Raw genomic sequence first — 25564 nt, 5'->3', positions numbered from 1 at the left:
GGCGTGCGGGGATTTTCACATTGGGAGACTGCTCGTGCATCACACCGTTAATCTGTGGCCGCTGCTGGGCGTGGCCGTCATCATTGCCGGCTTCGCGCTGCGCGCGCATCCGGTGCTGGTGGTGATCGCCGCCTGCGCCGTCACCGGCATCGCTGCGGCGATGCCGGTCGACCAACTACTGGCCACCTTGGGCGCGGCCTTCATCAAGACGCGCAACCTGCCATTGATTCTGCTGCTGCCGATCGCCGCCATCGGCCTGCTCGAGCGGCATGGCTTGCGCGAGCATGCGCAGGCTTCCATCGCGCGCATCCGCTCGGCCACCACCGGGCGCCTGCTGATCGTCTATCTCGCCATTCGCGAAGTGAGCGCCGCGTTCGGCCTGACCAGCATCGGCGGCCACCCGAATATGGTGCGCCCGCTGATCGCACCGATGGCGGAGGGCGCGGCCGAAGTGCGCTACCCGAACGTGCCGCAGGAAATGCGCTACCGCATCCGCGCGATGGCGGCGGCTACTGATAATGTCGGTCTGTTCTTCGGCGAGGATATCTTCGTGGCGTTTGGCGCCATCGTGCTGATGCAAACCATCCTGCACGGCGAAGGGGTGGACGTCGATCCGCTGCACATGGCCTTGTGGGGCATACCAACTGCGGTGTGCGCGTTCATCATCCACTCGTGGCGCTTGTACCGTCTTGATGGACAGATTGCGCGGAGTGCAAAATGATCCTCAAACTCGATTACTTCTACTACGTGCTCGGCGCCATGTTGTTGATGGTGGCGTGGATGGCGCTGCGCGACCAGCACAATCCCAAGCGCTACAGCAGCGCCTTGTTCTGGGCCTTGTACGCGGTGATCTATCTGGCGGGTGAGCAGTTGCCGCCCATCGCCGCCGGTGTGCTGATGGTGGTGATGGCGCTGATCGCCGGCTTCGGCGGCGTCACACTGGGCCGCTACGGCGACCGCAGCGACGAAGAGCGTCGCGGCAGCGCGCAGCGGTTAGGTCACAAGCTGCTGATTCCCGCGCTGCTGATCCCCGTCACCACCGTGATCGGCTCCACGCTGTTCAAGGACATCAAGTGGGATGGGCTGTTCCTGCTCGATCCCAAAAACCTGACGCTGGTCAGCCTTGGCTGCGGCTCGCTGTTCGCGGTCGCCACCGCATGCTGGCTGACGCGCTCCACGCCGCTGCAGGCGATGCGCGAATCGCGCCGCCTGATCGACCATCTGGGCTGGGCGGTGGTGCTGCCGCACATGCTGGCGGTACTGGGCCTGCTGTTCACCGAAGCCGGCATGGGCAAGGCGGTGGCGCACGTGGTCACGTCCTACATCAACATGGATATCCGTTTGGTGGCGGTGGCCGTGTACTGCATCGGCATGGCGCTGTTCACCATCATCATGGGCAATGGCTTTGCCGCTTTCCCTGTGATGGCGGGCGGCGTCGGCATCCCGGTGCTGGTCGGCGTCTACCACGCCAACCCGGCGGTGATGGCGGCGATCGGCATGTTCAGCGCTTACTGCGGCACGTTGATGACGCCGATGGCGGCCAATTTCAACATCGTGCCGGCCGCGCTGCTGGAGCTGCCGGACAAGAACGCGGTAGTAAAGATGCAAGTGGGGACTGCGTTGCCACTATTGTTAGTAAATATTTCGCTGCTTTATTTTTTGATGAATATGTGAGACGCTTCCGCAGTTACAGGCATCAGAAGTGGAGCGGTCGAGATGAAAAAGATAATATTGTTAACGGGCTTCGAACCGTTCAACAAGGAGACCATTAATCCCTCGTGGGAAGCCGTGCGTCAACTCGACGGCTGGCACGAGGGAGAGTTCGCGGTGCATGTGCGCCAGCTGCCGGTGGTGTTCGGCCACGCGCTCAAGGTGCTGCATCAAGCGGTGGAGGAACTGCAGCCGAGTATCGTGATCGCGGTCGGCCAGGCCGGCGGCCGTGTCGATATCTCGGTGGAGCGCATCGCCATCAACGTCGATGACGCGCCTGTCCCGGACAACCAGCAACGCCAGATCGTCGACCAGCCGATTGTGAACGGCGGACCGGCCGCTTACTTCTCCACTTTGCCGATCAAGGCCATCGTGCACGAGCTGCGCGAAGCGGGCCTGCCGGCGTCGGTGTCGCAGACGGCCGGCACCTTTGTGTGCAACCACGTGTTCTACGGCTTGATGCACCAGGCGCACGAGTGGGGCACCACCATGCGCGCCGGCTTCATACACATTCCTTACTTGCCGCAGCAGGCGGCGCAGCATCCGGGCTTCGCCAGCATGAAGCTGGAGGACGTGGTGGAAGGACTGCGCATCGCCGTCCGCACCACGCTCGCGCACACCGTTGATTTGCGCGAGGCGGGCGGACTGACTCACTAAACGAACAGGATCGCCGACTCGGCCAGCGAGGTGACGCCAACCAGCGTGACCTCGTGACCGGCGCCGAGGTCGATCACGAAGTTTTTCCCATCCACGTGGCCGAGCGCCAGCACGTCGGCGGCGCTGTCCAGCGACAGGCCGTTGTAGTCGTGCGCCAGCAGCAAATGGTCGCCACCGGTGGCCGAGAAAGCACTGATCTTGATCGCGCCGGCCTGGCTGTTCAGCACGAAGTTGTCGGCCGCGTTGGTGCCGGCCAACGACAGGCCGGTCGCCGTAGGGTCGATCACCAGATTGAGCGCGCTCGAAGCCTGCGACACATTCCCCGCCACGTCAGTCGCCTTGGCCGTCAGGCTGTGCGCGCCGTTCGCCAGCGACACCGCCGAAGTGATCTTCCATGCGCCGTTGTTGTCGGCAAGGGTGGTGCCCAGCAGCGTGTCGCCGTCGTACAGCGCGACGATGGCGCTGGCCTCGGCCTTGCCGGTGATGGTAGGCGTGGTGATGGCGGTCTTGTTGTCGCTGTTGGAGGCGCCGCTGTCGAGAATCGCCAGCAGGTCCAGCGCGGTCGGCACGTTCGGCGCCTTGTTATCCACGGTCAGCGCCAGCACCGGCGAGGCGGCGGAGATATTACCGGCGATGTCGGTCACCTTCACCGTCAGCTTGTGCGCGCCTGCCGACAAGGTCTTGGAGGTGATGCTCCATGCGCCGTCGTCGCCGGCCAGCCCGGTGCCGACCAGCATGTTGCCGTCGTACAGCGCGACGCTGGCGCCAGCCTCGGTCACGCCGCTGACTTTCGGCGTGGCGATGTTGGTGACGCCGTCGCTTTGCGAGCGGCCGCTGTCGGACTGCGCATCCAGCAGCGGCGCAGCCGCCACCACCACCGCCTTGGTGTCGATGGTGACTGCCAGTTCCGCCGAGGCTTGCGAGACATTGCCCGCCGCATCAGTCGCCTTGGCCGTCAGGTGATGCTCGGCGTCGGCCAGCTTGCTGCTGGTGATGCTCCACACGCCGCTGCTGTTGGCGGTAGCCTTGCCCACCACGGTGTCGCCGTCGTACAGCGTGACGGTGGCGCCGGCTTCGGCCTTGCCGGTGATGACCGGCGCGGTCACGTTGGTGATGTTGTCGGTATTGGATGCACCTTTATCGGACGTGGCCGCCAGATCCAGCGCGGATGGCGCAGCGGTGGTGGTGTCGATGGTGACCTTGAGCGCGGACGAGGCCAGCGACACATTGCCGGCGACATCGGTGGCGGTAGCCGTCAGGCTGTGCACGCCGTCGGCCAGTGTTTCGCTGGAAGTGATGCTCCACGCGCCGTTCTTGTCGGCGATGGTCGTGCCCAGCAGGGTGGCGCCGTCGTACAGCGCGACGATGGCGTTGGCCTCGGCCTTGCCCGACACCACCGGCTGGGTGACGCTGGTGAGATTGTCGGTGGTGGACGCGCCGCTGTCGGCGGCGGCCGCCAGGTCCAGCGAGGCCGGTACGGCTGGCGCCTTGACGTCCACCGTAATGGCCAGCGCCGCCGAGGCGTTCGACACATTGCCGGCCGCGTCGGTGGCCTTGGCGGTGAGGTTGTGCGTGCCCGCTGCCAGCGCCTTGCTGGTGATGCTCCAGGCGCCGTGGTCATCGGCCACGGCGGTGCCGATGACGGCGCCGCCGTCATACACGGTCACGGTGGCGCCGGCTTCGGCGGTGCCGCTCAGGTGCGGCGTGGTGACCTTGGTGACGCCATCGCTGTTCGAGCGGCCGCTGTCGGACAGCGGATCGAGCACCGGCGCGCCGACATCCGGCAGCGCGGTGTCAATGGTGACCACCAGTTCGTCGGACGCAGCGGACTGATTGCCGACGGCATCCTGCGATACCGCCGTCAAATGGTGGACGCCATCGGCCAGCTTGCTGCTGGTGATGTTCCACGCACCGCTGCTGTTGGCGACGGCCTTGCCGACTTGCGTGGCGCCGTCAAACAGCAGCACCGTGCTGCCGGCCGCCGCCTTGCCGCTGATGGTTGGCGTGGCCAGGCTGGTCAGGTTGTCGCTGTTCGACGCGCCCTTGTCGGCAGCAGTGAGCAGGTCGAGCGCGATCGGGGCGGCGTCGGCCGTGCCATCGGTGGTCACGCTGAGCGCGGCCGAGGCTTTCGAGGTATTGCCTGCCACGTCCGTGGCGGTGACGGTGAAGCTGTGCTTGCCGTCGGCCAGCGTGCTGGCGGTAATGCTCCATGCGCCCTTGCTGTCGGCCACGGTGCTGCCGACGGCGGTGGCGCCGTCGTACAGCGTGATGGTGGCGCCGGCTTCGGCCTTGCCGGTCAGGCGCGGCGTGGCGTTGGCGCTGGAGTCGAGCTTCGGCGCGGACGGCGCGTTGGGCGCCTTGGTATCGACGGTGATGATGGTCTCCGGCGAACGGCCGCTGAAGTTGCCTGCCTGGTCTTCGGTGGCGACGGTGATGTGGTGGACGCCATCACTCAGGTCGTACAGGACCGCGCCCCAATCGCCATTTTCGGCCACCGACGCCTGCAGGTATTGCTCGACGCCGTCCACGTACACATGGACGACGGCGTAGTGGTCATTCTCGGTGTTGCCGAAGATGGTCAGCGTGCTGACGTTGGTGATCTGGTCGCTGTCGGAACTGCCGTGGTCGTCGCGCGCATCCAGCGCCGGCTTGACGGCAGCGGTCGCCGGTGCCTTGGTATCGATGGTCAGTTCCAGCGTGCCCGATGCCGGCAGGGCGTTGCCATTGCTGTCGGTGAACTGGGCCACCAGCTGGTGCTGGCCGTCGGCCAGCAGCTTGGTCGAGGTGATGGTCCAGATGCCGTCGGCGCCGGTCACGCCGGTGCCGATGACATCCGCACCGTCGTACAGCACCACGCTGGTGCCGGCCGCAGCCTTGCCGTAGATGCTGGGCTTGGTGTGGTTGGTGGTCTGATCGTAGCCGAGGCCGCTATCCGATTCGTAGACCAGTTTAGGCGCGTTGGTGTCGATGTTGAACGTCAGCGCGTTGGCAAAGCTGTAGTTTCCCGCCAGGTCGATGGACTCTACGAGGATCTTGTGCTGGCCGTCGGCCAGCGACTTGGATGGCACGAGGCTCCAGTGGCCGTTGCTGTCGGCCACGGCGGTGCCGATCATGGTGTTGCCCAGGAAGTAGTCCGAGTCGTAGACCACGATCTGCGCGCCGGCTTCGGCGGTGCCGGTGATTTCCGGCGTGGCGGTGTAGCTCACGGCCTGGCCGCTGGCCAGCGCCACGCTGGACGGCAGCGGCTTGGTGGTGTCGATGGTGATCTGCATCGGCGTCGATGGCGCCGAGGTGTTGCCGTCGCTGTCGTGCTCGATGATGCTGATGGTGTGCACGCCTTCGCTCAGGAGTTCGCCGCGCGCCGTCCAGTTGCCGTCGGCGTCGACCGGCGAGCCGAACTTGCCCCGGACGCCATCGATCACCAGTTCCACGAACGACCCCGGCTTGACCTGGCCGACGTACACCGGCAGCGCGATGTTGGTCACGTGGTCGGTGCTGGAGGCGCCGGTGTCGGTGTCGAAGCCCAGATCCACCTCGAGCGGCGCGGCAATCTCCGATTTGGGCGCGGCGTCGGCCGAGGCGGTGATGTCGACGTAGAGCATGTCCGAGCGCACCGAGATATTGCCGGCCACGTCGGTGGCGATGGCGGAGATGCTGTGCAGGCCATCGGCCAGCTTGTCGGTGGTGGTGCTCCAGAGGCCGGTGGCATCGGTGACGGCAAGGCCGACCATGTCATCCCCGGCGTACAAGGCGACGTAAGCGCCGGGTTCTGCGTGGCCGCTGATCGTCAGGCGGTTCTGGGTGCTGATGGCGGGATGGGATGGATCGTTGGACGTGGACATGTGGCGCGCTCCCTGTGCAAGTGGCGGTTAGCAAATCAGAAAAGTTATTAACTTTGGAAGATATTGCCACATGTAAATGTTATTTGCAAAAAATAGTTGCCAAGTTTACTACTTGCTTGCTAGCCTGCCGGGTTCAAAATGTTGAGGAAGGCGCGCACCACCGGCGCGTCGTCGGTGGTGGCGTAGCTGATGTACAGGTTGGCCGAGGGCGGGTTAGTGCGGATCGGCAGGAACACCACGCCGGGCCAGCCGATGCGGCCGGTCGTTTCCGGGATCAGCGTCACGCCCAGGCCGGCGCCCACCATCGCCAGCAGGGTTTGCGGCTCGGACGCTTCCTGGAATATGGTCGGCTGGAAGCCGGCGTTCACACAGCACTGGATCAGGTAGCGCGGGAACGAGGACTTGTCGAGCGCCAGCGTCAGCATCGGCTCGTCGGCGATGTCGATCAGCTCGATGGCGTCCTGCTTGGCCAGCGGGTGGTGCTCGTTGATGGCCACGCAAACATCTTCGCGGAAGCATAGTTCCTGGCGCAGGTTGTCGTTCTTCAGGTCGTCCTCGTTGAGCTTGGGCTCGCGCCAGAAGCCGACGTCGATCTGCTTGGCGCGCAGCGCTTCGTACTGCAGGGTCGGGCCCAGTTCGTGGATGGTCCAGGTCACGCGCGGGAACTTGGTCTGGAACTCTTCGAGCAGGCTGGGGATCGGCCCCCACATCGCCGAGCCGACGATGCCCACCCGCAGCCGGCCCACTTCGCCGCGATCGATCTGGCGGATGGTGTCGATGGTCATGCGCATCTTGCCCAGCAGCTCGGCCGCTTCGGACATCAGCGCCTTGCCGGCCACGGTCAGCTCGAAGGTGCGGGTGGTACGGGCGAACAGCTTCACGCCGAGTTCATTTTCGAGCTTCATGATCTGCTGGCTCAGCGGCGGCTGCGAAATGTGCAGACGTTCGGCGGCGCGGCTGAAACTTTTCTCTTCAGCGACGGCGAGGAAGTACTTCAGTTGTTTCAGATCGATGGACATGGCGAAGGCTTTGCGTAGTTAGTGCGTGGCGTGCATGGCGACCGCCAGCGCGGCGCCGCAGCGGGCGTTGTTCTTCACCAGCGCGATGTTGGTGGCCAGGCTGCGGCCCTCGGTCAGCGCCTTGATGCGCGCCAGCAGGAACGGCGTCACGTTCTTGCCAGTGACGCCTTGCTGATCGGCTTCCTGTAAGGCCTGTTCGGTGATGCGGTCGATTTCCTCTTTCGGCATCGCTTCTGCGGCCGGCACCGGATTGCTGACCACCACGCCGCCCTTCAGGCCGAGCTGCCACTTGGTGTGGATGAAGGCCGCCTGTTCGGCCGGCGTGTCGAGCTGGAAGTCGGCGTTGAAGCCGCTCTCGCGCGTAAAGAAAGCAGGGAAGCCGCGCTGGCCGACGCTCACCACCGGCACGCCGTGAGTCTCGAGGTATTCCAGCGTCAGGCCGATATCGAGGATCGACTTCACGCCCGCACACACCACGGCCACCGAGGTGTGCGCCAGCTCCTGCAAGTCGGCCGAGATGTCGAAGCTGGTCTCGGCGCCACGATGCACACCGCCGATGCCGCCGGTGACAAACACCTGGATGCCGGCCAGTTCGGCGCAGATCATGGTGGCAGCCACGGTGGTGGCGCCCAGCTTGTTCTGTGCCAGCACGAACGGCAGGTCGCGGCGGCTGACCTTGATCGCATCGGTGGAAGTGCCCAGCAGTTCGAGCTGCTCGTCCGACAGGCCGATGCAGATCTTGCCGCCGATGATGGCGATGGTGGCCGGCACGGCGCCGCCGTCGCGGATGATTTGTTCCACTTCACGCGCCATCTGCACGTTTTGCGGATACGGCATGCCGTGCGAGATGATGGTCGATTCCAGTGCGACGACAGGTTTGCCGGCGGCGCGGGCGGCGGCCACTTCCGGCGAGAACAACAGGTATTGGTGCATGGTTTTATCCTTTATTCGGGAACAGCGGCGCTGTCATATCAAAGTCGTGTATTTCGTCGAGGATGTCGGCGGCCAGCAGGGGCGATACCGTCTCCGCGCTTTCCAGCGTCATCGCGGCCACCTTCAGGCCACGGCGGCAGGCCAGCGTCAAATCGTCGCTGCCCTGGTAGAGCGACCAGCAGACGGCGGCCGAGAAGGCGTCGCCGGCGCCGGTGACGTCCACCACCTCCACCTGGTGCGCGGCCAGCCAGATGAGTTCGCCGCTGCGGGTGTGGTACACGCCCTGGCTGCCGCAGGTGACGATGACATCCTGCGCGCCTTGCTCCTGCACCTCGCGGCAGGCGGCGCGCACATCGGCTTCGGTCGGCAGGGCGCGGCCGGCGCGGGTTTCCAGTTCGCCGCGATTCAGGATCAGCAGGCGCAGGCCGTTCAGGTCGTGCGGCAGGCGCGCCATCTTCGGCTGCGACACCGCCACGATCACCAGCGGCAGCTTGTCGCTGCGCGCGCTCTCGAGCAGCAGGGCGATGGAGTCGGCCGGCAGGTTGAGGTCGGCCACGGTGATGGCGGCGGCCGCGCGTTGCGGCGCGCGGCTGGCCAGGAAGTCGGGCGTGATGCGGTCGTACAGCGCCATGTCGGCCAGCGCCACCACCAGCTCGCCCTGGTCGTCGAGGATGGCGGTGTAGGTGCCGGTGGCGGCATCTTGCAGCTTGAGGCTGCCGCGCGTGTCGATGCCGGCCTGTTCGGCGTGGTCTTGCAGGCTGCGGCCGGCGGCGTCGTCGCCGACGGCGGTCAGCAGCGATGTCGGCAGGTTCAGGCGGGCCAGGTTTTCGGCGATGTTGCGCGCCACGCCGCCGTACACTTCTTCTGCGGTCGCGGGATTGGAGGTGCCCAGCTGCATGGCGGCGATGGTGCGCAGCTTGCGGTCCAGATTGGCGGCGCCGATGCACATCACCGGGCTTTTATCCGGCAGCACATAGGCGCGGCCCAGCAGGCGGCGTTCGCGGATCAAACCGGCGATATGCCCGGCCACGGCCGAGCGCGACAGGCGTAGCTCCACCGCCAGGTCTTGCTGGGAGATGAAGGGGTTGGCGCGGATCAGCTGGTAGAGCTGTTCCTTTTTGGAGGGGTCGGTCACGGTAGTGCCTTTAGAGACATGCAAAACATTTGTTCATCATGGTAAACATTTGTTCTTCCGTAGTCAAACACGCGGCGGCGGCTAAGTTTGCCTCGCTTTATAATACGCCTTATTTATATAAGTTTTGTATAAATGGCGAAGAAAAATGGTATTTGTCATACATATGTACCATGATGCATAGTGTCAGCTTCCCCAGCCACATCAAAAATCAGAGGATTTCCATGTCTAACAATTCCCCATTCCAGGCCGCTGACATTATTCGCTCCCGCCTTCCTGCTGGCTTCAAGCCGCGCGTGGCGATGATCCTCGGTTCGGGCCTGGGCGTGCTGGCGGAACAGATGACCGACGCGATCACCATCAGCTACGACCAGCTGCCGGGCTTCCCGATCTCCACCGTGCACGGCCATGCCGGCGAACTGGTGATCGGCACCCTGGCCGGCGTGCAGGTAGTGTGCATGAAGGGCCGCGGCCACGTCTACGAAGGCTACGGCCTGGGCGTGATGACCAGCGCCGTGCGCACCATGAAGCTGCTGGGCTGCGAAATGCTGTTCGTGACCAACGCCGCCGGTTCGCTGCGCACTGAAGTGGACGCCGGTTCGCTGGTGGCGCTGACCGACCATATCAACTTCCTGCCGGGCACCCCGATGATGGGCCCGAACGACGAACGCTTCGGCCCGCGCTTCTTCAGCATGGCCAACGCCTACGATGCTGAATTGCGCGCGCTGCTGCAAGCGTCGGCCAAAGAGAAGAACGTCACCCTGCACGAAGGCGTGTACATCGCCTACGCTGGTCCTAACTTTGAAACGCCTGCGGAAATCCGCGCGTTCAAGACGCTGGGCGCGGACGTGGTGGGCATGTCGGTGGTGCCGGAAGTGGTGTCGGCCCGTCACTGCGGTTTGAAAGTGGTGGGCGTATCGGCCATCACCAACCTGGCGGAAGGCCTGTCGCCGTTCCCTCTGTCGCATGAACAAACCCTGAAGTACGCTGCCGTTGCAGCGACTTCGCTGGTGGAAGTGATCCTGGGCTTCCTCGGCAACGTGGCGAAAACGCCGCAAGCGTAAAATGTTCAAGGGGCGGCGATGCCGCCCTTTTTTGTTAGCCCCCGTCATCCCGGCGCAGGCCGGGATCCAAGCTTCGCTTGCTGTCCTGCGTTCTTGGATCCCGGCCTGCGCCGGGACGACGACGGGCGGAAATGGAGTTCGTTATGAAACGCGCATTTATCCTGCTGCTCGATTCGTTTGGCCTGGGCGCCACGCCCGACGCGGCGAAGTACCACGACGCCGGCGCCAATACCTTCGGCCACATCGCCGAGCAAGTCGCCAAAAGCGGCAAGCCGATGTCGCTGCCGATCATGGAAGGCCTCGGCCTGACCGCCGCCGCGCATCTGGCCAGCGGCCAGTGGGCCGCCGGCTTCAACCAGCGCGAAGGCTTCACCGCCGCCTACGGCGCCGCGCGCGAACGCTCGACCGGCAAGGACACCCAGTCCGGCCACTGGGAAATCGCCGGCGTGCCGGTGGAATTCGACTGGGGCTACTTCCCGAAAACCGTGCCGTCGTTCCCGGCGGAGCTGACCCGCAAGCTGCAAGAGCTGACCGGCGTACCGGGCTTCCTCGGCGACTGCCACGCATCGGGCACGGAGATCATCAACAAGCACGGTGATGAACACGTCGCCAGCGGCAAGCCCATTATCTACACCTCCGCCGACTCGGTGCTGCAAATCGCCGCGCACGAAGAATCGTTCGGCCTTGAACGCCTGTACGAAGTGTGCGAGATCGCCTTCAAACTGGTTGAGCCGTACAACATCGGCCGCGTGATCGCGCGTCCCTTCCTCGGTGCCAACGGCAACTACACCCGCACCACCAACCGTCACGATTACGCTGTCGCGCCGCCGGCGCCGACGCTGCTGGACCACGTGAAGAACGATGGCGGCGAAGTCATCGCGCTGGGCAAGATCAGCGACATCTTCGCGGCGCAAGGCGTATCGCGCGTGGTGAAGGGCAAGGACAATATGGCGCTGTTCGACGCGCTGCTGAAAGTGGCCGACGAAGCGGGCGACAAGTCGCTGACCTTCGTGAACTTCGTCGACTTCGACCAGGCCTTCGGCCACCGCCGCGACGTCAACGGCTACTCCAACGCGCTGCACGAAATGGATGCGCGCCTGCCGGAGTTCATCGCCAAGCTGCAGCAGGACGACCTGGTGGTCATCACCGCCGATCACGGCTGCGATCCAACCTGGCCGGGCTCCGACCACACGCGTGAACACATCCCGATGATTTTCTTCGGCCCGAATGTGAAGCCGCAATCGCTGGGCATCTCCGAAACCTTCTCCGACATCGGCCAGACGCTGGCCCATCACCTTGGCGTCAAGCCACTTTCGAACGGAACCAATCTGTTATGAGCGACTTCAAGCGCAATGTAGCGGTCCCACTGGACCTGAGCTGGATTAACCACATCCACGTCAACAAATCTGCCGCCGACCGCCGCGCCGCCAGCCTGGCGAACCGCCGCACGGTGAAGAAGGAATACCAGGCCGCATGGCTGGTCAAGGCCATCGGCCTGATCGACCTGACCACGCTGTCGGGCGACGATACGCCGGGCCGCGTGGAACGCCTGTGCCGCAAGGCGCTGCGTCCGCTGCGCGCCGATCTGGTGGAAGCACTGGGTCTGCAGGACTACAACCTGGCCACCGGCGCGGTGTGCGTTTACCACGAGATGATCAAGCCTGCGGTGGAAGTGCTGCAAGGCCGCCTGCCTATCGCCGCCGTGTCGACCGGCTTCCCGGCCGGCCTGACCAGCATGGAAACCAAGGTGCGCGAGATCGAATTGTCGGTGGCCGCCGGCGCAACCGAAATCGATATCGTCATCACCCGCCAGCACGTCCTGACCGGCAACTGGCAAGCGCTGTACGACGAGATGGTGGCTTACCGCAAGGCTTGCGGCGAAGCGCACGTGAAAGCGATTCTGGCGACCGGTGAACTGGTCACGCTGGAAAACGTGGCCAAGGCATCGTGGGTATGCATGATGGCCGGCGCGGACTTCATCAAGACCTCGACCGGCAAAGAGCCGGTCAACGCCACCATTCCTGTGTCGCTGACGATGGTGCGTGCGATCCGCGAGTATCACGAGCAGACCGGCTTCAAGATCGGCTACAAGCCAGCGGGCGGCGTCGGCACGGCCAAGGCCGCGCTGCAGTACCTGACCCTGATGAAGGAAGAACTGGGCAATGAGTGGCTGGAGCCTCACTTGTTCCGCATCGGTGCATCGAGCCTGCTGACCGACATCGAACGCCAGCTGGAACACTACGTGACCGGTAACTACTCGGCCGCTCATCGCCACGCGCAACCTTAAGAAGAATACGGACACTGTCATGCCAACCATCAAAGAGATCCTGAACACTATGGAATACGGCCCAGCACCGGAAAGCACCAAAGAAGCGCAAGCGTGGCTGGAGCAGCGCGGCCGCCAATTCGGCCTGTTCATCAACAACGAGTGGAGCGCAGCCGGTGAGCTGTTCGACTCCATCAACCCGGCCAACGGCGCCAAGCTGGCCGACCTGACCCAGGGCACCGCCGCCGATGTGGACCGCGCTGTCGCCGCCGCACGCGCCGCGCAGCCGGGCTGGCAGGCGCTGGGCGGTCATGGCCGCGCCAAGATCATGTACTCGATCGCGCGCTTGATGCAAAAGCACGCACGCCTGTTCGCCGTGCTGGAAACGCTGGACAACGGCAAGACCATCCGCGAAACCCGCGACGTCGACCTGCCGCTGGTGGCACGTCACTTCTACTATCACGCCGGCTGGGCGCAACTACAAGCCGAAGAATTCTCGGACTACCGCGCTGTCGGCGTGGTCGGCCAGATCGTGCCGTGGAACTTCCCGCTGCTGATGCTGGCGTGGAAAATCGCACCTGCGCTGGCTGCTGGTAACACTGTCGTCTTCAAACCAGCCGAATTCACCTCGCTGACCGCAATGCTGTTCGCTGATATCTGCGTACAAGCTGGCGTGCCTGCTGGTGTGGTCAACATCGTCACCGGCGACGGCCGCGTGGGCGAAGCCATCGTCAAGCACGAAGGCATCGACAAGCTGGCCTTCACCGGTTCGACCGAAGTGGGCCGCCTGATTCGCGAAGCGTCGGCAGGCAGTGGCAAGAAGCTGTCGCTGGAACTAGGCGGCAAATCGCCGTTCATCGTGTTTGAAGATGCAGACCTGGACGCCGCCGTTGAAGGCCTGGTCGATTCGATCTGGTTCAACCAGGGCCAGGTTTGCTGCGCAGGTTCGCGCCTGCTGGTGCAGGAATCGGTGCAGGAGAAATTCCTCGCCAAGCTGCGCGCCCGCATGGATAAGCTGACCCTCGGTTCGCCACTGGATAAATCGATGGACATCGGCGCGCTGGTTGATCCAGTGCAGAAGCAGCGCATTGAGGGCCTGGTGCAGTCGGCACGCGACGAAGGTTGCACCGTGTACCAGCCAGCATGCGAACTGCCGGCCGACGGCTCGTGGTTCCCGCCAACCCTGATCACCGGCGCATCGACTGCCGCTGCCGTGGCGCAGGCTGAAATCTTTGGCCCAGTACTGGTGGCGATGAGCTTCCGCACCCCACCGGAAGCCGTGCAACTGGCGAACAACACCGTGTACGGCCTGGCCGCTTGCGTGTGGACCGAGAACATCTCGCTGGCGCTGGACGTCGCACCGGCGATCAAGGCTGGCGTGGTGTGGATTAACACCGCCAACCAGTTCGACGCCGCTTGCGGCTTCGGCGGCTACCGCGAATCCGGCTACGGCCGTGAAGGCGGCCGCGAAGGCATGTACGAATACCTGACCGCGCTGTCGGAAGATGCGCGTCCTGCGGCTCCTGTCGTTGAGCAGAAGGCGAAAACGAAAGCTGCCGTTCCGGCAGCGGGCGCGTTCGCCATCGACCGCACCGCCAAGCTGTACATCGGTGGCAAACAGGCGCGCCCTGATGGCGCCTACAGCCGCGCGATTCACGGCGCCGACGGTTCCTTCATCGCCGAAGTGGGCGAGGGTAACCGCAAGGACATCCGCAACGCCGTTGAAGCTGCGCACAAGGCCACCGGCTGGACCAAGGCCACTGCGCACAACCGCGCGCAGGTGCTGTACTACATTGCTGAAAACCTGGCCGCACGCGGCGAGGAATTCGCGGCCCGCATCGCCGCCATGACCGGTTCGAAAAACGCCGAGAAGGAAGTGCAAGCCTCGATCGAACGCCTGTTCTACTGGGCTGCATGGGCCGACAAGTACGACGGCCTGGCGCACCAGCCGCCGATGCACGGCATTACCGTGGCGCTGAACGAACCACTGGGCGTTATCGGCATCGTGTGCCCGAACGAAGCGCCGCTGCTGGGCTTCATCTCGTTGGTGGCCCCGGCTATCGCGCTGGGCAACCGCGTGGTGGCGGTGCCGTCGGAAGCGCATCCGCTGTCGGCCACCGACCTGTATCAAGTGTTCGACACTTCGGACCTGCCGGGTGGTGTGGTCAACATCGTCACCGGTTCGGCCGATGAACTGGCGCGCACGCTGGCAACCCACTCGGATATCGATGCGGTGTGGCGTCACGACGGTTCGGCCGAAGGCTGCGCCGAAGTGGAACGCCTGTCGGCGGCCTCGCTGAAGCGCACCTGGGTCGGCGGCGCGAAGGGCCGCGACTGGTACAGCACCGCGCAAGCGGGCGGCCGTGCCGTGCTGGCGCATGCGTCGCAAGTGAAGAACATCTGGATTCCTTACGGCGTCTGACCACTACCGCCCCCGTCGTCATCCCGGCGAAGGCCGGGATCCAATGCGGAGCTGCCGAATTCGGCACCGTTGCTTGGATTCCGGCCTTCGCCGGAATGACGGGTTTTGATTCCCGGAGAATTTATGGCTTACTTACCTCAAGAGATCATCCGCAAGAAGCGTGACGGCGGCGTGCTGTCGACCGAAGAGATTCAGTTCTTCGTCGGCGGCATCACCAACGGCAGCGTGACCGAAAGCCAGATCGCCGCATTGGCGATGGCGGTCTACTTCAAGGACATGACGATGGACGAGCGTGTGGCCTTCACGCTGGCCATGCGCGATTCCGGCGATGTGCTGGACTGGCGCTCGCTCAACCTGAACGGCCCGGTGGTGGACAAGCATTCCACCGGCGGCGTCGGCGATGTGGTGTCGCTGCTGCTCGGCCCTATGGTCGCAGCCTGCGGCGGCTACGTGCCGATGATTTCCGGCCGTGGCCTCGGCCACACCGGCGGCACGCTGGACAAGTTCGACTCCATCCCCGGCTATTCCACGGTGCCGGACAACGCCTTGTTCCGCAAGGTGGTGAAGGAAGTCGGCGTGGCCATCATCGGCCAGACCTCGGCGCTGGCGCCGTCGGACAAGATCTTCTACGGCGTGCGCGACGTGACGGCCACGGTGGAATCGGTGGCCATGATCACCGGCTCCATCCTGTCGAAGAAACTGTCGGCAGGCCTGGATGCGCTGGCGATGGACGTCAAAGTCGGCAGCGGCGCCTTCATGCCGACCTACGGAAAATCGGTGGAGCTGGCCGAGAGCATCGTCAAGGTCGGCAACGGCGCGGGCATGGTGACGTCGGCCGTGCTGACCGACATGAACGAATCGCTGGCGCCATACGCCGGTAACGCCGTGGAAGTACGCGGCGCGATCGACTACCTGACCGGCAAGTCGCGTCCTGCGCGCCTGCACGAAGTGACGCTGGCGCTGTGCGCCGAGATGCTGGTGCTGGGCAAACTGGCGGCGACCGAAGAAGAAGCGCGCGCCAAGCTGCAAGCCTCGCTCGACAGCGGCGAAGCGGCCGAGCGTTTCGCCCGCATGGTGACGGCGCTGGGCGGTCCTGCGGACCTGATGCAGAATCCGGACAAGTACCTGGAACGCTCGCCGATTATCGTGCCTGCACCGGCGCTGAAATCGGGCTACGCCGCAACGGCCAACTGCCGCGAAATCGGCTTGGCGGTGGTGTCGCTGGGCGGCGGCCGTCGCCGCGCTGCCGATGCCATCGACTATGCGGTCGGCCTGACCGACCTGGTTGGCCTCGGCGATAAAGTGGAAGCCGGCCAGCCGCTGGCGATGGTGCATGCGCGCACGCAGGAAGCGGCCGAGCAAGCCATCCGCGAAATCCAGGCGGCGTACCAGATCGCCGATGCTGCGCCTGCGGCCAACCCAGTCATCTACCGGACTATCCGCCCATAACGAAACCTGCGTCGTCCCGGCGAAGGCCGGGACCCAAGACACTCAGCATGGATTCCGGCCAGCGCCGGAATGACGGCTGCGGGAGCTAACTATGAACAAAACTGATCTCATCGCCGAAGCCGCAGCCGCGCGTTTGAAGGCTTACGCGCCGTACTCCAACTTCAAGGTTGGCGCGGCGCTGCTGACCAACGACGGCAAGGTATTCCACGGCTGTAACGTGGAAAACGCCTCCTACGGCCTGTGCAACTGCGCCGAGCGCACGGCCTTGTTCAGCGCACTCGCACACGGCTACCGGCCGGGTGATTTCGATCAGCTGGTAGTGATCGGCGAAACCGACGGTCCCATCGCCCCATGCGGCGCGTGCCGCCAGGTGATCCTGGAACTGGGCGGCAACGAGCTGCCGGTTCTGCTGACCAACCTGAAAGGCGACATCTATGAAACCACCGCCGCCGCGCAGTTGCCGAACGCTTTTGGCGGCGCGGACCTCAAGAAGAAGTAATGGCGCTCAAGAAGACGATTGATGTGCAGGCGGCGGTCGCGGTAGCGGCGGCCGAGGCCATCGCGGCCAAGACGCAAGGCACTTTCGGTGTCGGCGGCCTGATGCTCGACCAGTACGGCAACGTGCTGCAATCGCTGCACAACAACGTCGTCAAGGACGGCTTGATCTACGACCCGACCGCGCACGGCGAGCGCCAGCTCATCGACTGGTACTACGCCGAACGCGCCAAGGGCCGCACCTTGCCGGAACCGCAGGACATCACCATCGTCACCTCGCTCGATCCGTGCTGCATGTGCAGCGGTGCGATCCTGGCCGGCGGCTTTAATGTGGTGGTGGCGGCGACCGACCGCAACGCCGGCATCAACTACGACAGCAGCGCCAGTTTCAACGCGCTGCCGGAAACGCTGCGCGCGCAGGCCGGCGACAGCTTCAGTTATCCAGCCATCCTCGGCTCGTCGCTGTATGCGCGCGCCGCCAGCGGCGCCACACCGAAGTCCTTTTTCATCGGCAAAACCATCGCCGAACCAACGCAAGCTTTATGCTCGCTGGTGTTCGAGGCGACTTCGGCCGAGGTGATGGAAATGTTCAATACCGACCTGCCGCAGGAAGTGCTGAAAGATCCGGCCACGCTGCCGGCCGGCCACGCGATTGTGTCGGCGCTCAAGCAGCAGTATCCGGATGCGCTGGCCTACCGCTGCAAGCCGCACCAGCCGGACGCTGGCCTGGCGCCGTTTTTAAAACAAGCGATGGCGCGCGACCGCGAGCACGGCGGGGAGGGGGATGCTGTGGCCTTGCTGGATTCCTTCGGCAACCTGCTGCTGTGCATGCCGGGACGGATGGGACAGTCGGGCATCCGCAGTGCCTTCATGGAAACCACGCGCGCTTATGCGCAGCTGCGCTACAAACTGATGAACGGCGCCACGCCGGAGCAGCAGAACGAAGTGCGCCACTACCTCGGTCATCCGAAAGACGGCACCTTCGTGTTTGCCAAGGGCCCGGATGCGAGCGCGGTCAGCTTCATGAATCTGGGTGCTTATGGATCGACGATGGAGGGCCCGCTGCCGCTGAAGAATCCGGCGCAATTCCAGTACGTGCTGCCCTCGCTGCCGGAGGCCGATCTGGCCGCCATCTGCGCCGCCATGCCGCCCCTCTACCGCCACATCATCCGCATCCGCCCCACGCAAGTGGCCGATGCCGCACTGGTTTCCGCGCTGGTTTAAGAAGCGTAAGGGTCGTAGGTGCCGATGCTCCAGACGTGGCCCTCGGGGTCGCTGCAGGTGAAGCCACGGCCGCCGTAGTCTTCGTCCTTGATGTCCAGCAGGATCTTGCCGCCGGCTTCCAGTACGCGGCCGTACACCACATCCGCATCGTTTACCACCAGATAGGCGCTTTGCGTGACGAAGCCGCCAATCTCGTGCGGCTGTTTCAGCAGGCGGCCGTAGTCGCTGTCGATGGCCGAGCCCAGCATGACCATGCTGTTGCCGAAGCGGAGCTGCGCGTGGGCCACGCCGCCATCGGCTTCCGGCACCACGAATTGCACTTCAAAGCCAAGCGTGTTGCTCAGCCATTCGATGGCGGCCGTTGCGTCGCGATAGCGCAAGCACGGGATGACGCCGCACAGTGTTTGCTTGGGTATGCTGGACATCGTGGCCTCCCTTGATCGAAGCTGTCCAGTATAGACCCAAGCACCCCGCGCGCACGTTACATTTGCTGGAATAAATGTGCGTGGCCGCGGCTTACTTCCAACAGTTCCGGATGGTTGCGGATGCGGACCATTTGCCGCCCGCGCAAATCACGTGTGACTTCCGCGATGGCATCCACCCGCACCAGCGTGGATCGGTGGATGCGCCAGAATTCGTTCGGATCGAGTTCATCCGCCAATTCCTTCAAGGTCTTGCGGATCAGGACTTCCGATTGCTCGGTCTGCACGCGCGTGTATTTTTCATCGGCCCGGAAGAACAGCACTTCGCGCGTCGAGATCATGCGCAGGTTGGCGCCCACCACGGCCTGGATCCAGCGCAGGTATTCCTGCCTGGCGGCCGCCGGCTTGCTGTGGTGAGACAGCAACTGGCTCAGCTGCCGCTCGATGTTGGACGGTTGCTGCCCGATCAGCGATTGCAGGCGGGCGCAGGTGGTCTTCAGGCGTTCGCCGCCGACCGGCTTGAGCAGGTAATCCAAAGCGCCTTGCTCGAACGCTTCAATCGCGTACTGGTCGTAGGCGGTGACGAACACCAGATGGCAGCGGTTGAACAGCATGCGCGCCGCCTCGATGCCGGACAGGCCCGGCATGCGGATATCGAGGAACACAATGTCCGGCTGGTGCTGGCCGGCCAGCGCCACTGCCTCGATGCCGTTGACGGCCTCGGCCACAATGTCGAGTTCCGGCCAGGCGTCCTGCAAACGGCTGCGCAGTTGCTGGCGCATGCCTTCTTCGTCGTCGGCGATGAGGGCGGTAGGGCGGCTCATTTGGTGCTCCCGGCAAAGATGTCGGGTGCGTACGGCACGCGGATGCTGGCGCGGGTGCCGCCGGTCAGCGGCGCTTCAATCACCAGCTGGGCGCGGGCGCCATACTGGATGCGCAGGCGCTCGCGCACATTGGCCAGGCCCACGCCGTCGCTGGAAAACGGGTTGAAGCCGACGCCGTCATCGACCACATCGACCTGCAGCATCTGCCCATCGACCGAGGCGCGAATGTCGATGCGGCCGCCGTCGATCTTCGGTTCCAGTCCGTGCTTGATGGCGTTCTCGATCAGGATTTGCAGCATCATCACCGGGAAGGTGGCGCTGGCCATTTCGTCCGGCACGTCGATCGACACCGCCAGCCGCGAGCGCATGCGCGCTTGCATGATGGCCAGGTAGGCGCGCGACATTTCGATCTGCCGGCCCAGCGTGCCGGCGCCCTTGGCGCGCATTTGCGGCAGGGTGGCGCGCAGGTAGTCGATCAGGTTCTGGTGGATGCGCGCCGCTTGCGGCGGATCGGTCTCGATCAGCTGGCCGATCAGGGCCAGGGTGTTGAACAGAAAGTGCGGCTCGACCTGCGCCTGCAGCGCCGCCATGCGCGCCTCGACCACGCGCCGTTCGATGCTTTCCTCGTCCGCATGGGATTCGGCGTGGCGCGCCTCCAGCTCGGCCTTGCGCTTGCCGCCGGCCAGGACCTTCAAGGCCAGCGACAGCAGGATGAAGCCCCAGGCCTGCTCGGTGATGTGGAACAGCGAGGCCGACAAAATCAACAGCAGCAGCCAGATGATCAGCAGCTTGCGCCACTCGACCTGCGCCAGCCAGTCAAAGAAATGCCACCACAGGCTGACTGCGGTTTCGCCGATCTCGCGGATGATGTCGAGCAGGCTCTTGGCATTGTTGTAGCCGGCCTGGGCCAGCCGATTCTTTTTCATTCGACGTCCTTGTACGGGGTAGCACGCTGGCGGCGCTTGCCAATGACGCAGGCGCCTACCGCCAGTTTAAGCAGCAAGAATACCGTGAACAGCACCAGTGCCAACGGCAGGATCGAACAAATAAACGCCAGCACCAGCGCCGCGCCCAGCAGTGCCTGCGGCGACATGCGGCCAATCAGCCCGACGCCAAAGCGCAGCGTGCGCATGAAGGCTTCGAACAGTTCGTTGAACAGGGCGGTGATTTTGTCCATCTGGCTTCTCCTTGAATGAGTGTTGCGATGGAGACACTTTAACAAGCGGCTGCTTGAGAAGGCAGCGAATTCCGATCAACTGCGTTTTTGCGGGTATGGCCGGTCAGCGCGCGGGATGAATGGCGGCTTCCCAGTCCTTGCGCAGCAAGCCGTAGATGATGCTGTCCGAGACTTCGCCGCCGACAAACCAGCGCTCGCGCAAATGGCCTTCGCGCTGGAAGTGCAGGCCTTCCAGGATGCGGCCGGAGGCAATATTGTCGGGATGGATATCGGCCTCGATGCGGTGCAGTTCCAGCGTGCCGAAGCCGTAGCCGATCAGCGCCGCCAGCGCTTCCTGCATGTAGCGCCGGCCCCAGTGCGGCCGCGCCAGCATGTAGCCGACCTGGCAGCGGTGGTTGCGGTGGTCGAAGTCGTACAGGGTGACGGTGCCGATCAATTCGCCGTCCGGCAGGATCATGGCCAGCCGCAGGCCGGTGCCGTCGCGGTAGGCCTTGAGGGTTTGCTCGATATTGTCGGCGGCCTGGGCGATATGCAGCCACGGCGTGGTGCTCCAGTAGCGCAGCGCTTCCGGATCGGAGAACAGGCGGAACAGGGCTTCGGCGTCGCCGGGCTCGACAAAACGCAGCGTCAGGCGCGGCGTAATTAGTTCGATCGATGAAAAAATATTCATGAAATTGGGAAATTAATGATATGCTTAAAACAATTCTATTTCTTATTTACTATTGCTCCCAGGACCGATATGACGCGCACTGTAGCCCTGACTGCCCTGATGCTGGCTGGTTCCGTCCAAGCCGCAACCGCCCCCGCTCCGCTGACCGCGCTGCAAACCCTGCAGCAATTCAACACCGTGGTGCTGACCAATGTGAAGAGCGATTCCCACATCGATGGCCGCACCTGGATCGGCGGTTCGCTGACCGGTAACAACAGCCCGGTGTTCGATATGCACCCGGGCGACGTGCCAGCCTCCAACTACGCCGGCCTGACCGTGATGGGCGTGGGCGTCGCGCCGGGCGGCTACGCGGTCAACAATGCACAAGTCACCGACAACGGCACTGTAGTGTACGGTAATACCAGTAAGCTCGGCATCAATAACGGCCACAGCGCCATCTACGGCAACACCGACAGCACCGACTTCAACGGCAGCGGCAGCTACTATGTGAGCGGCACCGCCGGCAGCGGCAACCACGGCGTCACCCAGATCACTGCATCCACCTTTGCCGGCTCGGTGCAGGAGACCAACAGCCTGGCCGCCGGCTCGACCAATTTCGCCGGCGTGCTGGGCGGCCTGTCGAGCCAGCTGAAATCGCTGGCCTCGACCGGCAGCACGGTTTCCATCGTGGGCGAGCAGGCCAACTTTACGGCGGTGGTGAAAAACGGCGTGGCCGTGTTCGACCTGACCGCGATCGACACCCAGCTGTTTTCCAACACGGTCAAGCGCTTCTCGTTCTCGGGCCTGGACGGCGCCACCAGCGTCATCTTCAATACCGATATCACTAGCGCCACCCTGGCGGACGATTTCCTCGGCGGCGCCGCGCCCAACTACGGCGCCAAGATGATCTGGAACTTCTACAACGCCACCAGCCTGACCGTGCAAAACCAGTTCGGCGGTTCCATCCTGGCCACCAAGGCTACGCTGACCAACAACCAGAACATCGAAGGCGGCGTCTACGTCAACGCGCTGGACCAGCACGCGGAAATCCACCTGCGAGCCTACACCGGCACCCTGCCGGTGCCGGAGCCGGAAACCTACGCCATGCTGCTGGCCGGGCTGGGCCTGATCGGCTTCATGGCGCGTCGTTGCCGTACGTAAAATAAAACAAAGAAAGTTGAATTCATGTTATCCTGTGGGAAATTTAAATTTCTCACAGGGAAAATCACATGGCTGTCGGCTTCAAAACTGCTGTCTCCTCCGTTGCTTTGTCGCTCGCCGCGCTGGGTTCCGCGCAGGCGGAAGTGCTGGACCTGAGCTCGCTGATGGGCGGGGCCAATGTATTTTCTTTCGGCAATTTCAGTGCACCGAGCGCCGACGTTGAAGGTTCCATCGTCGCTGCCGGCAACGTCACGCTGAGCTCCTATACCGTCAACCTGAAGAACAAGGACGCCTACGGCCACTACGCGCTGGTCGCCGGCGGCAACCTGACCTACAAAGGCGGCGACATCCTGAACGGCGACACCTATGTCGGCGGCAAGAGCAGCATCAGCAACGCCACCACCGCCACGCCGGTGCAGGGCGGTAAGTCGCCGGTCAACTTCGCCAAGGCCGAAGCCAAGCTGAAGCAGGCCTCGCGCCAGCTGGACAAGTTGGACAACACCGGCAGCGCGGTCGAGAAATGGGGCGGCGTCTACATCACCGGCAGCAACCAGGCGGTGGAGGTGTTCGACATCAGTTCAAGCGCGCTGAACAACAGCACCTACTTCAACCTGAGCGGCATCAGCAAGAGCGCCACGCTGATCGTCAACGTCAGCGGCAGCTCGGCGCTGTTCCAGGGCGGCTACCAGGCGTTCGACGGCTACAACGTGCTGTTCAACTTTGCCGACGCCACTTCGCTCAGCATCAACACCGGCGCCAACGTCAGCGTCCTCGCGCCCAAGGCTTCGGTCAGCGGCGGCCAGGGCGTTATCAACGGCAACGTGGTAGTGAATTCCTGGGCCTCGCAAGTGCAGATCAACGCCAGCAACTACTTCCGGGCCACCAATGTCAAAGGCTACACCAGCGCCGTGCCGGAACCGGAAACCTACGCCATGCTGCTGGTCGGCCTGGGCCTGATCGGCTTCACGGCACGTCGCAAGAAGGCAACTGCGGCTGCACAGTAATCGCCGCCAGCACCATGTCGACGATGACCTTCTCGGCATCGTCGAAATCTTTTTTGGTCAGCTGCTTGCGGTTCAGCACCAGCGCCATCTGGGCGGAGAAGTCGGCGTAGGACTGCGTCATCGCCCAGATCGCAAACAGCAAATGCGTCGCATTGACCGGCGCAATCCTCCCCGCTGCGATCCACTGCTCGAACACCTCGATATCCTTGCGCACCAGCGGCACCACGCGGCTCTGAATCTGCCCGCCGTACAGCGGCGCGCCGCTGATCACTTCCATCGCATACACGCGCGACGCCCACGGATTCTCGCGCGAGAATTTCAGCTTGGCCTGCACGTAGGCGCGCAGCACGGCGCGCGGGTCCTGCGCGGCGTCGGCCAGGCTTTCCATGCGCGCCAGCCATTCGTCCAGCACTTCGTCCAGCACGCGCTGGTATAGCACCTGCTTGGTGGGGAAGTAGTACATCAGGTTTTGCTTGGACAGCCCGGCCTGCTCGGCCACCGTGGCGATCGAAGTGCCCTCGTAGCCGAATTCGGCGAACACACGCACCGCCACGGCGGCGATCTCGGCTTCCAGCTTGTCGCGGTTGAGCAGGCGGCGGTTGATTTTCACGGTCGACATAGTTGTCCCAGGAATTTCAGCAGTTGCGGGTGGTCTGCGTAGGCTACGTTGAAACGGAACCAGATCGATTCCGGCGCGCGCAGCATGAAGAAGTCGCACGGCGACAGCAGGATGCCGTGCTTGAGCGCCTGGTCGGCGATGATCTTGCCATTCCAGTCGGCGGACGGCGCGTCGGTCCAGCCAGCGCTGACGAACATGCCGCCGCGCGGCCGCGCCAGCAGCGTCAGGCCGGCGTCGCGCAGGCTGGCGCTGGCGCGTTCGCGGCCGGCGTCCAGCTGCGTCACCAGCTTGTCCACCATGCGCTTGTAGGGGCGGGCGGTGATGGCGTGGTAGACCGCGCGCTCGTTGATCTCGGAGGTGGTGAGGCCGGCCAGCATCTTCACCCGCAGCAGTTCCGGAATCAGCGAGGCCGAGGCGCAGATCGAACCGACCCGCAGCACCGGCGACAGCGTCTTGGAAAAGCTGCCGACGCGGATCACGCGCCGCAAGCCGTCCATCGCCGCCAGCGAGGCTTCGCCGCGCGGCGCCAGTTCGCGGTAGATGTCGTCCTCCACCAGCCAGAAGTCGAACTGCTCGGCCAAGGCCAGCAGGCGGTGCGCCTGCGCCGCGCTGAGCGAGGTACCGAGCGGATTTTGCAGCACCGTGTTGACGAACATGAGCTTGGGCTGGGCCTGCGCCGCCTGCTGCGCCAGCGCGTCCAGATCGAGCCCGTTGTCGCCGCGCGGTATGCCGACCGCTATGCAACCGTGGTGGCGGATCAGCGACAGCAGGTTGCTGTAGCCGGGATCTTCCACGAACACCGTGTCGCCCGGCTTGGTGAGCGTGCGCAGGATCAGATCAAACGCGTGCGTGGCGCCGTGGGTCAGCAGGATTTGTTCGGCTTCCACCGGAAACAGCTCGTCGCTAAGCGTGGCCGCCATGTGCTGGCGCAGGGTAGGGAAGCCGAGCGGATGGCCGTAGCCGCGCAGGCGGTTGGCGGGAATGCGCATGGCCTGGCGCACGGCGTCGAGAATGGTGTCTTCGCCGTACCACTCGGGCGGCAGCCAGCCGGCGCCCACCGGCAGCGCTTCCGAGACGCCGGAATACAGCTCGGGCGTCAATGCGTCGATGGCGTGCGGCGTGGCCTGCAGGGCGGCCGGCAGCAGCGTGGCCGGCAGATCCTGGCGCGCCACAAAATAACCGGAGCCACGGCGCGAGGACAACAATCCCAGCGTCACCAGCCGGTCGTAGGCCTCGACAACTGTAAAGGTACTGACGCCATTACACTTGGCAAACTGTCGCACCGAGGGCATTTTGGTGCCGATGCGCAACTCGCGGCGCGCGACCATGCTGCTGATCGCGGTGACGATCTGCTCGACCAGGCTGCCCTTCTGCCTGCGTTCAATGGCAACGCAGGGCCAGCTCCCTTCTTCCATCCTCAACTCCAAAACTGTAGTGTTTTTGCTGCCTGTACGGTTGGACAGTTTGATGAAATGTGTATCTGTGCCATAGTTGT

General features: G+C 64.1%; 23 protein-coding genes. 12 read left to right on the top strand and 11 right to left on the bottom strand.

What is annotated here, in order from left to right; genetic code table 11:
* The first annotated feature begins 34 nt into the window (after window positions 1–34).
* Genes BMZ70_RS20515 through pcp form a run of 3 tightly spaced genes read left to right on the top strand, consistent with a single transcriptional unit; the run spans window position 35 to window position 2367 of the window.
* A complete protein-coding gene (locus tag BMZ70_RS20515) occupies window positions 35–721 on the top strand; it encodes a DUF969 domain-containing protein (RefSeq protein ID WP_092278886.1) in 687 nt (228 codons plus the stop codon).
* Complete coding sequence (locus tag BMZ70_RS20510) at window positions 718–1674, top strand: DUF979 domain-containing protein (protein ID WP_092278884.1); 957 nt, start codon at window positions 718–720, stop codon at window positions 1672–1674. Before BMZ70_RS20515 ends, BMZ70_RS20510 begins: the two co-directional genes overlap by 4 nt.
* A 42-nt stretch (window positions 1675–1716) precedes the next feature.
* Window positions 1717–2367 carry a pyroglutamyl-peptidase I gene (gene pcp / locus BMZ70_RS20505; protein ID WP_092278882.1) on the top strand — a complete coding sequence of 217 codons (651 nt, stop codon included), beginning with the start codon at window positions 1717–1719 and terminating at the stop codon, window positions 2365–2367.
* On the opposite strand, the gene BMZ70_RS20500 is transcribed toward pcp, so the two are convergent.
* The 4 genes from BMZ70_RS20500 to BMZ70_RS20485 form a co-directional block, all read right to left on the bottom strand.
* Window positions 2364–6209 carry an Ig-like domain-containing protein gene (locus tag BMZ70_RS20500; protein WP_092278880.1) on the bottom strand — a complete coding sequence of 1282 codons (3846 nt, stop codon included), beginning with the start codon at window positions 6207–6209 and terminating at the stop codon, window positions 2364–2366. The two genes, pcp and BMZ70_RS20500, sit on opposite strands and share 4 nt — an antisense overlap.
* Before the next feature lie 119 nt (window positions 6210–6328).
* Window positions 6329–7228 carry a LysR family transcriptional regulator gene (locus BMZ70_RS20495; protein ID WP_092278878.1) on the bottom strand — a complete coding sequence of 300 codons (900 nt, stop codon included), beginning with the start codon at window positions 7226–7228 and terminating at the stop codon, window positions 6329–6331.
* An 18-nt stretch (window positions 7229–7246) separates the two neighbouring features.
* Window positions 7247–8161: a pseudouridine-5'-phosphate glycosidase gene (locus BMZ70_RS20490; RefSeq protein ID WP_092278876.1), complete on the bottom strand. Its 915-nt coding sequence runs from the start codon at window positions 8159–8161 to the stop codon at window positions 7247–7249.
* A 4-nt stretch (window positions 8162–8165) separates the two neighbouring features.
* Window positions 8166–9296 carry a carbohydrate kinase gene (locus BMZ70_RS20485; protein ID WP_092278874.1) on the bottom strand — a complete coding sequence of 377 codons (1131 nt, stop codon included), beginning with the start codon at window positions 9294–9296 and terminating at the stop codon, window positions 8166–8168.
* 221 nt (window positions 9297–9517) lie between these two features.
* Between BMZ70_RS20485 and xapA the strand changes: the two genes are divergently transcribed.
* The 7 genes from xapA to BMZ70_RS20450 all read left to right on the top strand — a co-directional run bounded on the left by xapA (window position 9518) and on the right by BMZ70_RS20450 (window position 18213).
* Window positions 9518–10357: a xanthosine phosphorylase gene (gene xapA, locus BMZ70_RS20480; protein WP_092278872.1), complete on the top strand. Its 840-nt coding sequence runs from the start codon at window positions 9518–9520 to the stop codon at window positions 10355–10357.
* Window positions 10358–10500: 143 nt separating this feature from the next.
* Entirely contained in the window at window positions 10501–11694 is a 1194-nt protein-coding gene (locus BMZ70_RS20475) for a phosphopentomutase (protein ID WP_092278870.1), read from the top strand.
* Window positions 11691–12644, top strand: coding sequence for a deoxyribose-phosphate aldolase (gene deoC, locus BMZ70_RS20470; protein WP_092278868.1), 954 nt, complete (start codon window positions 11691–11693; stop codon window positions 12642–12644). Before BMZ70_RS20475 ends, deoC begins: the two co-directional genes overlap by 4 nt.
* Window positions 12645–12663: 19 nt before the next feature.
* Window positions 12664–15045, top strand: coding sequence for an aldehyde dehydrogenase family protein (locus BMZ70_RS20465; RefSeq protein ID WP_373922530.1), 2382 nt, complete (start codon window positions 12664–12666; stop codon window positions 15043–15045).
* 123 nt (window positions 15046–15168) lie between these two features.
* Window positions 15169–16494, top strand: a complete 1326-nt coding sequence (gene deoA / locus BMZ70_RS20460; protein WP_092278866.1) for a thymidine phosphorylase — start codon at window positions 15169–15171, stop codon at window positions 16492–16494.
* A gap of 91 nt (window positions 16495–16585) precedes the next feature.
* Window positions 16586–16993 carry a cytidine deaminase gene (locus tag BMZ70_RS20455; protein WP_092278864.1) on the top strand — a complete coding sequence of 136 codons (408 nt, stop codon included), beginning with the start codon at window positions 16586–16588 and terminating at the stop codon, window positions 16991–16993.
* Window positions 16993–18213, top strand: a complete 1221-nt coding sequence (locus BMZ70_RS20450) for a nucleoside deaminase (RefSeq protein WP_092278862.1) — start codon at window positions 16993–16995, stop codon at window positions 18211–18213. Before BMZ70_RS20455 ends, BMZ70_RS20450 begins: the two co-directional genes overlap by 1 nt.
* Here BMZ70_RS20450 and BMZ70_RS20445 read toward each other — a convergent pair.
* From BMZ70_RS20445 to BMZ70_RS20425, 5 genes are all read right to left on the bottom strand, one after another.
* The gene (locus BMZ70_RS20445; RefSeq protein ID WP_092278860.1) at window positions 18210–18638 is read right to left on the bottom strand and encodes a VOC family protein; all 429 of its coding nucleotides are present in this window, start codon (window positions 18636–18638) and stop codon (window positions 18210–18212) included. The two genes, BMZ70_RS20450 and BMZ70_RS20445, sit on opposite strands and share 4 nt — an antisense overlap.
* A gap of 56 nt (window positions 18639–18694) precedes the next feature.
* Window positions 18695–19459 (bottom strand): LytR/AlgR family response regulator transcription factor, encoded by a 765-nt coding sequence (locus BMZ70_RS20440; RefSeq protein ID WP_092278858.1) that lies wholly within the window; start codon window positions 19457–19459, stop codon window positions 18695–18697.
* Window positions 19456–20385 (bottom strand): sensor histidine kinase, encoded by a 930-nt coding sequence (locus BMZ70_RS20435; protein WP_092278856.1) that lies wholly within the window; start codon window positions 20383–20385, stop codon window positions 19456–19458. The genes BMZ70_RS20440 and BMZ70_RS20435 overlap by 4 nt, the downstream gene beginning before the upstream one ends.
* Window positions 20382–20636, bottom strand: a complete 255-nt coding sequence (locus BMZ70_RS20430) for a hypothetical protein (RefSeq protein ID WP_092278854.1) — start codon at window positions 20634–20636, stop codon at window positions 20382–20384. Before BMZ70_RS20430 ends, BMZ70_RS20435 begins: the two co-directional genes overlap by 4 nt.
* A gap of 103 nt (window positions 20637–20739) precedes the next feature.
* Complete coding sequence (locus BMZ70_RS20425; protein ID WP_092278852.1) at window positions 20740–21306, bottom strand: GNAT family N-acetyltransferase; 567 nt, start codon at window positions 21304–21306, stop codon at window positions 20740–20742.
* Between the two features lie 69 nt (window positions 21307–21375).
* Here BMZ70_RS20425 and BMZ70_RS20420 point away from each other — a divergent pair, with 69 nt between their 5' ends.
* Both BMZ70_RS20420 and BMZ70_RS20415 read left to right on the top strand, forming a co-directional pair.
* Window positions 21376–22446, top strand: coding sequence for a choice-of-anchor A family protein (locus BMZ70_RS20420; protein WP_092278850.1), 1071 nt, complete (start codon window positions 21376–21378; stop codon window positions 22444–22446).
* A 68-nt stretch (window positions 22447–22514) separates the two neighbouring features.
* Complete coding sequence (locus BMZ70_RS20415) at window positions 22515–23450, top strand: choice-of-anchor A family protein (protein WP_092278848.1); 936 nt, start codon at window positions 22515–22517, stop codon at window positions 23448–23450.
* Here the strand turns inward: BMZ70_RS20415 and BMZ70_RS20410 are convergent.
* Window positions 23410–24069: a TetR/AcrR family transcriptional regulator gene (locus BMZ70_RS20410; protein WP_092278846.1), complete on the bottom strand. Its 660-nt coding sequence runs from the start codon at window positions 24067–24069 to the stop codon at window positions 23410–23412. The two genes, BMZ70_RS20415 and BMZ70_RS20410, sit on opposite strands and share 41 nt — an antisense overlap.
* Entirely contained in the window at window positions 24057–25484 is a 1428-nt protein-coding gene (locus BMZ70_RS20405) for an aminotransferase-like domain-containing protein (protein ID WP_092278844.1), read from the bottom strand. Before BMZ70_RS20405 ends, BMZ70_RS20410 begins: the two co-directional genes overlap by 13 nt.
* Between the last annotated feature and the right edge of the window lie 80 nt (window positions 25485–25564).

This window comes from Duganella sp. CF402 (assembly GCF_900109645.1).
In the GTDB taxonomy this organism is placed as follows: domain Bacteria; phylum Pseudomonadota; class Gammaproteobacteria; order Burkholderiales; family Burkholderiaceae_D; genus Rugamonas.
The sequence above is the reverse complement of the archived record's forward strand: the minus strand, read 5'-3'. Positions and strand labels throughout refer to the sequence as shown.